General features: G+C 35.7%; 11 protein-coding genes and 1 other RNA gene. 2 read left to right on the top strand and 10 right to left on the bottom strand.

The features are described from left to right. Positions 1-28 precede the first annotated feature (28 nt). From D1606_RS10275 to D1606_RS10235, 9 genes are all read right to left on the bottom strand, one after another. Complete coding sequence (locus D1606_RS10275) at positions 29-1,042, bottom strand: LLM class flavin-dependent oxidoreductase (protein ID WP_119415926.1); 1,014 nt, start codon at positions 1,040-1,042, stop codon at positions 29-31. Between the two features lie 61 nt (positions 1,043-1,103). Continuing rightward, positions 1,104-2,432: an LLM class flavin-dependent oxidoreductase gene (locus tag D1606_RS10270; protein WP_119415925.1), complete on the bottom strand. Its 1,329-nt coding sequence runs from the start codon at positions 2,430-2,432 to the stop codon at positions 1,104-1,106. 150 nt (positions 2,433-2,582) lie between these two features. Further along, positions 2,583-3,461 carry a LysR family transcriptional regulator gene (locus D1606_RS10265; RefSeq protein ID WP_119415924.1) on the bottom strand — a complete coding sequence of 293 codons (879 nt, stop codon included), beginning with the start codon at positions 3,459-3,461 and terminating at the stop codon, positions 2,583-2,585. A 182-nt stretch (positions 3,462-3,643) separates the two neighbouring features. Then, positions 3,644-4,585, bottom strand: coding sequence for a 3-hydroxyacyl-CoA dehydrogenase family protein (locus D1606_RS10260; protein ID WP_119415923.1), 942 nt, complete (start codon positions 4,583-4,585; stop codon positions 3,644-3,646). A gap of 50 nt (positions 4,586-4,635) precedes the next feature. Beyond that, entirely contained in the window at positions 4,636-5,421 is a 786-nt protein-coding gene (locus tag D1606_RS10255; protein ID WP_119415922.1) for a 3-hydroxybutyrate dehydrogenase, read from the bottom strand. A 46-nt stretch (positions 5,422-5,467) separates the two neighbouring features. After that, positions 5,468-6,898: a GntP family permease gene (locus D1606_RS10250; protein ID WP_119415921.1), complete on the bottom strand. Its 1,431-nt coding sequence runs from the start codon at positions 6,896-6,898 to the stop codon at positions 5,468-5,470. 91 nt (positions 6,899-6,989) lie between these two features. After that, positions 6,990-8,174, bottom strand: coding sequence for an acetyl-CoA C-acetyltransferase (locus D1606_RS10245; RefSeq protein WP_119415920.1), 1,185 nt, complete (start codon positions 8,172-8,174; stop codon positions 6,990-6,992). Between the two features lie 164 nt (positions 8,175-8,338). Continuing rightward, positions 8,339-8,992: a 3-oxoacid CoA-transferase subunit B gene (locus tag D1606_RS10240; protein WP_119415919.1), complete on the bottom strand. Its 654-nt coding sequence runs from the start codon at positions 8,990-8,992 to the stop codon at positions 8,339-8,341. Between the two features lie 23 nt (positions 8,993-9,015). Next, positions 9,016-9,717, bottom strand: a complete 702-nt coding sequence (locus D1606_RS10235) for a CoA transferase subunit A (RefSeq protein WP_119415918.1) — start codon at positions 9,715-9,717, stop codon at positions 9,016-9,018. 133 nt (positions 9,718-9,850) lie between these two features. Between D1606_RS10235 and D1606_RS10230 the strand changes: the two genes are divergently transcribed. Together D1606_RS10230 and ssrS are read left to right on the top strand one after the other, a co-directional pair. Continuing rightward, the gene (locus D1606_RS10230; protein WP_119415917.1) at positions 9,851-10,750 is read left to right on the top strand and encodes a LysR family transcriptional regulator; all 900 of its coding nucleotides are present in this window, start codon (positions 9,851-9,853) and stop codon (positions 10,748-10,750) included. A gap of 121 nt (positions 10,751-10,871) precedes the next feature. Next, a non-coding RNA gene (gene ssrS, locus D1606_RS10225) (6S RNA) lies at positions 10,872-11,066 on the top strand. A 249-nt stretch (positions 11,067-11,315) separates the two neighbouring features. Here the strand turns inward: ssrS and trhA are convergent. Next, positions 11,316-11,957 (bottom strand): PAQR family membrane homeostasis protein TrhA, encoded by a 642-nt coding sequence (gene trhA, locus D1606_RS10220; protein ID WP_119415916.1) that lies wholly within the window; start codon positions 11,955-11,957, stop codon positions 11,316-11,318. Positions 11,958-12,630 lie beyond the last annotated feature (673 nt).

Below are 12,630 nucleotides of genomic sequence, written 5' to 3'. Positions count from 1 at the left end.
CCCCTCCTTTATCCTGAAAATTTCTTGACTACAGCGAAATCGTTTCTTTAGTGGCAAACAATGTATTAGGGCTTAATAATTTATAAGAAAGAATTCTTGCTTGGTCATCCTTAACTGGTGTGTGGATGATAAATTCATCTACTCCATATTGATGATGTAAGCGGTCTAACTCTTCTTTTACTTCGGTTGGTGAACCTGCTATAAAATTTGCCTGATGTACTTTCACTTCATATTCTTCTCCAGACTCTTTACCAAACTTTTCTGCTGCTTCTTCATTTTGAAGGGTTAATACCCTACCACTTTTCAAATGGACTTTAACAAGCTTCTGCTGTCCAGCAAGGCGTTTAGCTTCTTCACTTGTAAGTGCTGCAATAACTGAAACTGCTAAGATAAAACGACCATCTTTATTGTTTTCTTTATACGCTTCAGTTGCTTCTGCTAGACTACGATCATCACTATTAAAGAAACTGGCAAACGAGAATGTAACGCCTAACTTATTAGCTAATCGAGCACTGTTCGGGCTAGCCCCTAATAATATTAACTCTTGTTGTACAGGTGGTTTAGGTGTTGCTTTAATCCCAGCAAGTGGATGATTTGCTGGGACTCTTTCTTGAAGGATTTGTTGAAGAAATGTTAGACGTTCCTCGAAATCCTCTCCTGTATTAACTGTGCCATATTGCAAAGCCTTTGTTGATAAAGGTAATCCACCTGGCCCTTTGCCAACACCTAAATCTACACGTCTTGGTTCTAATGTAGCTAACACTTGAAAAGCTTCAGCCACTTTATATGGACTATAATGTTGAAGCATTACGCCACCAGATCCAATGCGAATTGTATTTGTTTTTGCCAAAAGATAAGGGACTAGTATCTCAGGAGCAGACCCAAGTACATCTTCAGAGTTATGATGCTCAGACACCCAAAATCTTTCGTATCCCCACTTTTCAGCTTTCTGTGCTAATTGGACAGTTCTTTGCAGAATCCCATAATTCGATAAGTTTTCAATTACCGGACTTTGATCTAAAATACCTAATTTATACCCCATTTAGTTCCCTCCTTATTTATTAGTATATTTACTAGTTAACTAGGTTTTAAAGATAAAAAATTTATACCGTTTCTTTTACATAACGACTTTCTTTAAAAGGTAATCCCAAATTACCTCTTAGTGTATCAGCCTCGTAATCTTCTCGATAGAGACCACGTTGTTGTAGAATCGGTACTACTTTATCTACAAAATCATCTAATGCGCCAGGAAGTGATGACGCCACAATAAAACCATCTGCACCGCGTCGTTCAAACCATTCTTGAACTAAATCAGCTATTTTTTCAGGTGTTCCTATAAAATCTGTACGTGGTGTTGCTTCTCTTAACGCTACTTGGCGTAAAGTTAAATGTTGTTCTTTTGCCTCTTTTTTAATACGATCTGTATGGCTTCTAAAGCTATTTGCACCGATTTCACCTAGTTCTGGGAAAGGTTCATCTAAAGGATATTGTGTAAAATCATGATGATCGAAATAACGACCAAGGTATGCTAGTGCTCGATCAATTGACACCAAGTTCACTAATTCCTCGTATTTTTGCTCTGCCTCTTCATCCGTATCACCGATTATTGGTGCTATACCTGGTAAAATCACGATTTCATCTGGATTACGCCCAAACTCTACTGCTTGTTTTTTTACATCTTCGTAAAAACTTTGCGCATCCTTTAATGTAGGGTGTCCAGTGAAAACTGCATCAGCATCTTTTGCAGCCAATCTCTTCCCAGCTACTGAAGATCCTGCTTGGAAAATAACTGGTTGCCCTTGCTTAGTGCGAGCAATATTTAATGGCCCTGCAACAGAGAAGAATTCACCTTTATGATTTAAAGTATGCAATTTTTTTGGATCAAAGAAGATATCGTTTTCTTTGTCTGCCACAAAAGCATCATCGTCCCATGAGTCCCATAGACCCTTCGCAACTTCCAAATATTCTTCTGCTATTTGATAACGTTTTGCGTGGTTAGGATGTTCTTCAATTGTCTTGTTGTAGTTCAAAGCTGTCTTTTCAAGCGGTGTTGTTACAACATTCCATCCTGCACGCCCTTGACTAATATGATCGAGAGAAGCAAACTGACGAGCAATTGTAAAAGGTTCACTATAGGAAGTAGATACTGTACCTACAAGACCAATTTTAGAAGTAACCGCCGCCAACGCTGATAAAATTGTGATAGACTCAAAACGATTTAAAAAATGTGGAATTGATTGTTCGTTTATATACAAACCATCCGCAATAAAGACCAAATCGAATTTGCCTTTCTCAGCTTTTAAAGCTTGTTGTTTATAAAAGTCTAAATTGACACTTGCATCGGTTGATACATTTGGATGTCTCCAACCCGAAATATTGCCACCTACACCATGAATGATTGCACCAAATTTAATTTTTCTTTGTTCAGCCATGCCAATCCCTCCATTTGTTCTTATAATACCTATTATTTTTATAAGAATTATAAGAAATTGTTATTGAAAATAATCCTAACATTTCTAAGGAAAGCTAACAAGGCTTTTTTTGATAGAAAAAATTTTTGATTGATAAAAATTTTCTATCATTTAGGTATAGAATTGTTTAACAGATTCTTCAATACTGCTTCTAAGCAAATTTACGGTATCATTTTCAACATACGACAAATAAACATTCTGCTTAATTTGAAGCAGATGCGTCGTATCAACTTCAAATAACTCCCCTTTCTCTAATTCCTCTTTTACACATAAGTATGGTAAAAACCCAATGCTTTGCTTATTTATGATTAATGACTTCGCTATTTCAAGGTGGTCTACTTTAAATTCAATGTTCGGCTCAATTTCTTCCACTTCAAATAATTTATAAATTAAATCCCAATCAAAAGCTCCACATTCAAAAAATACAATGGATTCCTTAGCCAATTCCTTAACTGTCACATTTTGTTTTTGTATAAATGGATGATCGGGATAAACAATCAGCCGAACCGAATTATCTAGTACTGGTTCCTGATGGATTCCCTCATCACGTATAGCTCTCATAAAAGCAAAATTTACTTGATGGTTTAATAATTTCGTAATCAATTCATCGTTTGTTGTTGCCGTAAATTTAAAATGTAGTTGTGGATGCTCCTTTTTCCACGAAGTTAACGCATGTGGAATAAAGTACTGAGATGTAATTACATTAGCACCAATGACAATTTCGTTTTGGGCACCCTGATGTTTTAGTTGACGTTTTCCTTCCCTTAATGTCTGTAAAATTTGCTGTGCATAAGGGATAAATTCCTTTCCCTGAGATGAAAGTACTAAATTTCTCCCTTGGCGAATAAACAATTCCGAATTTAATTCTCGTTCTAATGATTTAATTCGAGCTGTTACTGTAGGTTGAGATAAAAACAGTGCTTTAGAAGCTTTATGAATACTTTTTAGATGAACCACATACATAAACGCTTCTAAATTATCTATATTCATTTATAAATCCCCTTTCGTCTTTCTTGTAATAATATAATTACAATAGCATTTTCAACATCTTCATGGTATCTTCCTTCTAGCAATTAAATCATGAACTTTTATATCATAGAAGATCATTAAAAAAGGGCTTATCCAATTTACAGGACAGCCCTTTCTAAGAGAACGCTAAATAATTTTTTTAATTACAGTTTACCTACTTGCTTTAGAATTTTGATAAGCTTATCATCACGCCATGTCTTTAATTCTTCCGAAGAAATGTTTTTCATTTCATCTTGAAGTCCTTCTTTAATCATTTCCCCTGCATTCCCAGGTATCTTTTTCCAATCTGTCATATCTTCTAACCATGAATTCATAGACGGCCCAAGATGATGTATAGTTCCAATAATACCATTAGGGTTTGCAAGTTCATAAATTGAATGTGGTCCCATTAATGCGTAGCGTAATCCCGGACCATTACAAACAGCTTTGTCTACGTCCTCTACTGAACAAACGCCATTTAAAACTAAATCAGTAGCTTCTCTCCACACTGCCATTGAAATACGATTTGCCACATGACCTGGAACTTCTTTATTAAGAATAATTGGCTCTTTGTCAATTGATTTAAAGAAATCATAGGCTAATGATACAAATTCATCACTTGTTTTTTCCCCTTTAACAATCTCAACTAAAGGAATCAGATGTGGTGGATTAAAAGGATGCGCTATTATACATCTTTCTGGATATTGAGAAAATTTTTGAATTTCACTAATTAAAAGACCTGAAGAACTGCTTGCATAGATAGCATTAGGCGCGTATTTATCCAATTCACTAACAATTTTTTGCTTTACTTCGTAGCTTTCATAAGCTGATTCTTGAACGAATTGCGCATTAGTAAACGCTTTTTCCATATCAACAGTATAAACAGCTCGTTTCTTAGCATCATTACTTAATTCAGTTGTTATAATACCTTTTTCAACTAAGAAATCCAGATTAGAATCTATTAAGTTTTTTGCTCTTGCTAATGCTTCTTCATTAATATCTTGAATAGTAACATTTAACCCTTTCCATAGATAGTATGTTGCCCAACTAGCTCCTATCGTTCCTCCACCAACACAAACAACTTTTTTAATATCTTGTACTTTCATCACTTTAACCTCCTACAGTAGCTAAAACAAATAGAATTTGGAAATATCGATTATTGAGCAGTATAACCACCATCTAGAATTACTGCTTGTCCTGTGACGCCTCTAGCTTTGTCACTTGCCAAGAACACAGCATAATCAGCAATCTCAGATACATCTAGTAATCTTTTTTGAGGAACAAGTGGGAAGAATACTTCTTCAACCACTTTATCCACAGTAATATTTCTTGTTTTTGCTACATCTTTAAGTTGATTTTGTACGAGTGGTGTATCTACGTAACCGGGACATAAAGCATTCACTGTAATGCCATGTTCGGCCCCCTCTAATGCAGCAACCTTTGTTAATCCAATAACTCCGTGTTTTGCACTATTATAGGCAGCTTTCCCTGCAAAGCCAACAACTCCATTTACAGAAGCCATATTAATAACTCTTCCGAAACCTTGTTTTTTCATGATTGGGAACACATTTTTAATTCCTATAAATGGTGCTGTTAACATAACCTTTACTAATAGTTCGAATTTCTCGGTTGGAAATTCCTCGATTGGCGATACATACTGAAGTCCTGCATTATTGACTAGAATATCAAGTCTGCCAAACGTCTTATATGCCAATTCCAAACTATTTTTATAGGCTTCTTCATCCGTAACATCACTTGGAGCAGATAGAGCTTCAAATCCCTGTTCCTTTAAATCTGCTGCTATTAGATCACTTTTCTCCTTATTCATATCTGAAATAACAACCTTTGCTCCTTCTTTTGCAAAAGTTTTTGCAATCTCTAAGCCAATTCCACTTGCAGATCCCGTAATAAATGCTACTTTTCCTTCTAATATTCCACTCATTATTTCTCCTCCTTCATCAATTGATGTCTCACGAATAATATATTGTTTATACAATACCAAACCAAGTGTAAAGAGCTATAGCGACAAACACAGCCAACGATTTAATAACTGTAATCATGAAAATATCACCATATGATTGTCTATGCGTTAATCCTGTTACCGCAAGCAAAGTAATAACTGCCCCGTTATGTGGGAGTGTATCCATCCCTCCTGATGCCATTGCAACAATACGGTGCATGACTTCTGGTGGAATATTAGCTGCAGTAATTGCTTTATTGTATGTTTCGGACATTGCACTTAATGCAATCCCCATACCTCCAGATGCAGAACCAGTAACACCAGCAAGAGCACTAGTAGTAACAGCTCCATTAACTAAAGGATTTGAAAAAGTACCTGATAATGCATGATTGATTTGGGCAAATCCAGGAAGCGCAGCGATAATTCCACCAAAACCATATTCAGACCCAGTATTCATAACTGCTAGTAATGAACCACCAATACTAGCATTAAGTCCTTCTTTCATCGTTTTCGTTACTCGCTTCCATCCAAAAGCAAGAGCAGTAACAATACCAACGACTAACGCAATTTCAACTGCCCAAATTGCAGCATTTGCCTTTACATCAACTGTATAGCTATCTAATCCAATAGCAGAGAAATCAAATCCATTTGGATACCATCTTGGTATAGCTGTAGTCAGGTATCTATTCATCACTGCTACAAGAACAAGTGGCACAAACGCAAAGATTTGTCGAAATACAGAATGATTTGAGTCCATGTTAATAGAAGTATCTTCATCTAAATGCATTTCAACTGTTGCTGCAGTTTCATCTGGTAACCCATAATAACCTTCCCCTGCTCTTTTAGCTTGTCTCTTTCTAAACTCTAGATAAGCTAAGCCACCACCTAAGACAACAATGGCTCCTAGGATCCCCAAAACTGGCGCAGCATAAATGTCTGTACCAAAGAAAGTGGTAGGAATAACGTTTTGAATTTGTGGTGTTCCAGGTAAAGCATCCATTGTACATGTAAATGCTCCAAGTGCAATAGTTGCCGGCATAAGTCGTTTTGGTATATCTGCCTCTTTAAATAATTGGACAGCAAACGGATAGATGGCAAAAACAGCTACAAATAAGCTAACACCACTATAAGTTAAAATTGCACCTAAAAGGACAATTGTTAACATCGCTTGCTTTTTTCCAATCAAACGAATAATCGTTTTTGCAATGGATTCTGCAATTCCAGACATTTCAATGATTTTCCCAAATATAGCTCCTAATAAGAAAACTGGGAAATAATTTTTAATGAACCCAACCATTTTTTCCATAAATATTCCAGAAAAGAATGGCAAAATATTTGCAGGATCTATAAATAAAACTGCGAATAACGCAAAAATAGGTGCCATTAAAATAACTGAATATCCGCGGTAGGCAAAAAATATTAAAAGGCCTAACGCTAGTAGGATGATTATAAAATCCATAAGGATCCCCCTTTAATATCGAACAAAGTATGAACTCCCATCCAAGTAGCTTTTTGAAAAATCCCTACCTTTTTCACACTTTGCCCTCTATTTATTCTTCAATTTCTATAATAGTTGCAACTCCTTGGCCGCCCCCAATACATAATGTAGCTAATCCATAGTGAGAATTACGGCGTTGCATTTCATATAACAAAGTCACAAGTATACGTGCACCACTGGCACCAATTGGGTGGCCTAATGCAACGGCTCCACCATTGACATTCAATATTTCTCTTGGAATTTTTAATTCTTGGCCTACTGCAAGTGATTGTGCCGCAAATGCTTCATTTGCTTCAACAAGATCTATTGCATCCATTGTTATTCCAGCTTTTTTTAGTGCTTTTTTCGTAGCAGGTACCGGTCCAATCCCCATAATTTTTGGATCTACACCTGCTGAACCATTACCACGAATTACCGCCATTGGTTTAATACCTAGTTCTTCTGCCCTCTCTCGACTCATTAGTACTAATGCAGCCGCGCCATCATTAATACCAGATGCATTACCTGCAGTTACAGTACCGTCTTTTTTAAATGCTGGTTTTAATTTAGCAAGCTTGTCATCAGTAACTCCTTCACGAGGAAACTCATCTGTGTCAAAAATAATCGGATCGCCCTTACGTTGAGGAATCTCAATCGGCACAATCTCAGCTTTGAATTTTCCAGCTTTAATGGCACTCTCTGTTTTTTGTTGGCTCCAAGCAGCAAATTCATCTTGTTCTTCTCTACTGATATTGTATTTTTCTGCTATATTCTCAGCAGTGATCCCCATGTGATAAGAATTAATAGAACATTGCAGGCCATCTAAAATCATACTGTCATATATTTTCCCATCGCCCATACGATACCCTGAACGTCCTTTTGTTAATAAGTAAGGAGCCATACTCATATTTTCCATGCCACCTGCTACTATAACCTCAGCATCTCCTGTTTGAATAGCTTGCGTAGCAAGATGTACAGCTTTCAATCCAGATCCACATAGTTTATTGATAGCCATTGCAGTTACTTCAATTGGTAATCCCGCTTTAAGTGCAGCTTGTCGAGCAGGTCCTTGCCCAAGACCCGCTTGAAGAACATTCCCCATGATGACTTCATCTACTTGTTCCCCTTGAATCCCTGCACGATTTAGAGCTTCTCTAATGACAATTGCTCCTAACTCTGTAGCAGGTGTATTATGTAAAGCACCCATAAAACTTCCAATTGGTGTTCTAACAGCACTTACAATAACAACATCACGCATATGCCCATCTCCTTTGTTCATTTATCTTAATTCACACTAATATTGTAAATTTGTAAATATTAATAATTCTATTTTTCTAAAGTTATAATTGTCCTCTTCTAAAAAGAAAATCCACAATAATTTTATCGAATAGCATTAATAACCCCTATTCCTATTATTGAAAATTATTGTGCAGAAATTAACTCAGGAGATATTATAAATGGCGCTTCTGTCTTTTCCTTTACTTCTTCAAGGGATGCTCCTTCTTGTATTTCGATTAGGATCATTCCATTAGGAGTAAAATCAAATACTGCCAGATCAGTGATTAATCGTTGTACAACTTGCCTTCCAGTAAGAGGTAATGTACATTCTTTTTTTATTTTTGACTCACCATGCTTATTTACATGCTCCATTATGACAATTACCTTTTTGGCACCGTTCACAAGGTCCATAGCTCCGCCCATACCTTTTACCATTTTCCCAGGAATCATCCAATTAGCTAAATCCCCTTGTTCAGATACTTCCATACCCCCAAGAATTGCTAAGTCTATATGTCCTCCTCGAATCATGGCAAATGATTCTGCACTATCAAAAAAAGAAGCCCCCGGTACAGTTGTGACAGTTTCCTTGCCAGCATTAATTAAATCTGGATCTTCCATTCCTTCTAACGGATAAGGTCCAATACCTAATAGTCCATTTTCTGATTGAAGTAAAACGTTGAAATCAGTAGGAATTTCATTTGCAACAAGTGTAGGTATACCAATACCAAGATTAACATTCATGCCATCTTCAACTTCCATAACGGCTCTCTTCACAATTTTAAGATGTGTATCTTTCATTTTCGACACTCCATTCTATTAAATTAAGCTTTCACAACTGTGAGTTTCTCAATTCGTTTTTGATAATCCGTTCCAAGTAATAGTCGTTGTACATAAATGCCTGGCAAATGAATTTCATCAGGATCTAATTCTCCTGGTTCAACAATTTCCTCTACTTCTGCAATCGTTATTTTCCCCGCCATAGCTGCAAGTGGATTAAAATTACGAGCTGTTTTTCGAAATACTAAGTTCCCGAGTGTATCTGCTTTCCAAGCCTTAATAAGTGCAAAATCCCCTACAATCCCATGTTCAAGTAGGTATGTCTTCCCATCAAAATCCTTTGTTTCTTTACCTTCAGCAATTGGAGTACCTACACCTGTTGCTGTATAAAAGCCTGGAATCCCAGCGCCACCAGCACGGATTCTTTCTGCAAGAGTACCTTGAGGGACTAACTCAACTTCTAATTCACCACTTAAAAATTGCTGTTCAAATGTTTTATTTTCACCTACGTAAGAGGATATCATTTTCTTAATTTGATGATTGGCTAGTAATAATCCCAATCCCCAATCATCGACCCCACAATTATTGCTAACAATGGTCAAATCTTTTGTTCCTTGTTCTTTAAGTGCCTGTATAGAATATTCAGGTATTCCAGAAAGCCCGAAGCCTCCAACAATTAAAGTAGAGCCTTCTTCAATATCAGAAACCGCTTCCAAAAATGAATTCATCACTTTACTTTTCTTCATATAATTACCCCTCTGCAGTGTTACTATTATTCTGATTTCTACATGATTTAGTTTACAATTTGTTTTTTTATAAGTAAAATTCATAAATAGAATAAATATCATGAATACAGCGAATAAATAGGAGGAATCAATAATGGATTTACGAGAGATACAATTATTTATGAAGGTAGCAGACCATCAAAGTTTTACAAAAGCAGCAGAGCAAACATACTTATCGCAGCCATCACTTAGTAAAGTTGTAAAAAAACTAGAAGAAGAGTTACAGGTAGAACTATTTGATCGCTCTACACGCCACCTCTGGCTAACAGATGCAGGTAAAATTGTATATCAACAAGGTCAAAAATCTCTAGAATCTCTCACAGAGCTAAAGATGCTATTAGATGAACTTAGAAATGTTAAAACTGGGAGAATAAAAATAGGTATACCGCCATTAGTAGGTACAATCGTTTTCCCTGATATGGCACTTAAGTTTCATGCAAAATATCCAAAAGTATGGCTTCAGCTTGTCGAATTAGGCGCCAAGAGGATCGTCCATCTTGTAGAAGACAGCGAGGTTGATTTAGCCATTTGTGTTCTACCAGTCGATGAAGAAAAACTAAACGTTTATCCCTTTATTTCAGATGAGTTTGTAGTGTTTATTTATAATGACCATCCTCTAGCTAATAAAGAAAAATTGGCTATTAGTGAATTGAAAAATGAAAATTTCATCCTATTTTCAAATGATTTCACCTTACATGATTCGGTAATAAATGCTTGCAAAGAAAATGGATTTGACCCCAAGGTATCATATGAGACTTCTCAATGGGATTTAATCACAGAACTAATCTCAGCTAAAATGGGCATTGCCCTCTTGCCAAAGTCAATCTTTTATAAGCAAAACAATCCGAATGTTAAAATGATTCCTATTAAAGATTCCATTTTTCACTGGAGACTTGCAATCATCACTAAAAAAGACACCTATCACTCTTTTGCAACAAGAGAACTACTAAAAATGCTAATAGGAAATCTAAATGAGGGAGCTTCTTTGAAATAAAGAATTGAGTGAGGTTTATAACATAATCATTGTATTCTTTTGTTTCAAATGTGGTATTTATTTCTGTAATCTCCGAAGTGGTCTTTCTTGCAGATTCATCTCACCTGCTGTATTATTAGAATACAAGCTGCGTTGTACGTAATAATATTAAGTTTTAACCTTTGAGCTGTAATAGGGAGTTTAAATTGAGTACGGATTGGCATGCCGCATTCTTTGTTAATGCGGACAAACATGAAATATTCTGCAAACACCCACTTTGAGGAGTGGTGGTTTAAAACTTTCGATATTTTAAAATTACGGCAAAGGCGGCTTTACTAATATTAATATTTGATGTTCATAACATTTTTAGCACTTACCAATAGGTATGTGCTTTTTTAATGTGTGATTTTCATTTTTGTCAAATAGGTACATTTCTTTCACTTGAAACACTATCTATTAATATGTAAAAATAGCTAACCTTAATCTCTCTACAACATTTCACCATAAAACGAAAAAAATCGAAATTGCCTGATGCAATTTCGATTTTTTGATGAACTAAGACTAGTTCTGTCCCCGCCTCATACTATTATATAAAATAATAGACACTGGCAAACATTGCTGCACAACCTGCCATTACAAATACATGCCAGATTGCATGATTATATGGAATGCGTTTATTTTTATAAAAATAAGTACCTACCGAATAAATGACACCGCCAAGTAGCAATACTAGAAAACCTTTTAGCGTAATATGTGTGATTAGTGGTTTATATGCAAAAACGATAAGCCAGCCCATTCCTAAATAGACGATTAAAGATAAGGTTTTAAAACGATAAACAAAGAACATCTTCATGATGACGCCAATAATTGTTAATATCCACTCAATCCAGAAAATAACCCAGCCCGTTTTTCCACCCACTGCAACAAGTGCAATTGGAGTATATGTACCCGCTATTAAAAAGTAAATTGAACTATGATCCATCTTTTTAAAAAAGCTCTTATAAATAGGAACACTATGATAAAGTGTAGAACATAAGAACAATAACATCATTGATAAACCAAAAACAATATAACTAAACAATTCAATTTTCGAACCGTTCTCATTCGCCTTTTCAATAAGTAATATCAATCCTGGAATTGCTAACAAAAATGATACACCATGAGTTAATGCATTCCAAAATTCTTCCTTTTTACTGTAACCATTCTCTAGTATCACAGCTTGTGCCATTCTCATCACTTCTTTCTTTTCAATTATCCACTATTTTAGACAACCAATATAGTAGTGCTTGTCATATATATAATATGACAAATAACATGATAAAAATTATTTAGCATATAAAGTTTGTATAAGTGACGCTGCTATGCTCAGTCCTGTTGAATCATTTAAGTGAACTCCCCACCACTTAACAACTTTACGGGGTATTTGAAGTGGGGATTCTTGGGAAGTAGATACTTTTTTACTAGCTATCTATATTTCACAAGCGCCTTTAGGCTATCGCCTAACCAACATTCATCCTTTCCCAACTTATTGGGCTTCGCTCTTCACATTTCTTGAGAAAGGGCAATTCTGTCGGGATTGGTTAAATATTATAGATGGAGATTTTTTGCTCTGCTATACATACTAGATTTACATAAATTTTAACATTTAGATTCTTATTTCATAAAGAGGAACACTAAAAAGGACGCTCTATAAAATAGTTACATCGTCAAACCACTGAAATTTTATGCTAGAATTTATGCAACACGTATTATCTCCTATTTTAACTTTTGTTTTGGCAACTTTACTATAAAGATATTTGGAGCTTACGTGTATTTTTTTACCCTAAATTGTTCGACAACCCTCAACAATCAGTATAGAACCGGACTGTCACTACCAAATTGTTGGACATGCACGGGTACAC

It is taken from the genome of Rummeliibacillus sp. POC4 (assembly GCF_003576525.1).
In the GTDB taxonomy this organism is placed as follows: domain Bacteria; phylum Bacillota; class Bacilli; order Bacillales_A; family Planococcaceae; genus Rummeliibacillus.
Note: the sequence above shows the minus strand (reverse complement) of the source record. Positions and strands in the feature narration are given on the sequence as shown.

Bases quoted from the DNA above. Each gene is read 5' to 3' on its own strand.
- D1606_RS10255 (WP_119415922.1), bottom strand. From the start codon at position 5,421: ATGAGTGGAATATTAGAAGGAAAAGTAGCATTTATTACGGGATCTGCA.
- trhA (WP_119415916.1), bottom strand. From the start codon at position 11,957: ATGGCACAAGCTGTGATACTAGAGAATGGTTACAGTAAAAAGGAAGAA.
- D1606_RS10240 (WP_119415919.1), bottom strand. From the start codon at position 8,992: ATGAAAGATACACATCTTAAAATTGTGAAGAGAGCCGTTATGGAAGTT.
- D1606_RS10235 (WP_119415918.1), bottom strand. From the start codon at position 9,717: ATGAAGAAAAGTAAAGTGATGAATTCATTTTTGGAAGCGGTTTCTGAT.
- D1606_RS10245 (WP_119415920.1), bottom strand. From the start codon at position 8,174: ATGCGTGATGTTGTTATTGTAAGTGCTGTTAGAACACCAATTGGAAGT.
- D1606_RS10230 (WP_119415917.1), top strand. From the start codon at position 9,851: ATGGATTTACGAGAGATACAATTATTTATGAAGGTAGCAGACCATCAA.
- D1606_RS10265 (WP_119415924.1), bottom strand. From the start codon at position 3,461: ATGAATATAGATAATTTAGAAGCGTTTATGTATGTGGTTCATCTAAAA.
- D1606_RS10250 (WP_119415921.1), bottom strand. From the start codon at position 6,898: ATGGATTTTATAATCATCCTACTAGCGTTAGGCCTTTTAATATTTTTT.
- D1606_RS10260 (WP_119415923.1), bottom strand. From the start codon at position 4,585: ATGAAAGTACAAGATATTAAAAAAGTTGTTTGTGTTGGTGGAGGAACG.
- D1606_RS10270 (WP_119415925.1), bottom strand. From the start codon at position 2,432: ATGGCTGAACAAAGAAAAATTAAATTTGGTGCAATCATTCATGGTGTA.
- D1606_RS10275 (WP_119415926.1), bottom strand. From the start codon at position 1,042: ATGGGGTATAAATTAGGTATTTTAGATCAAAGTCCGGTAATTGAAAAC.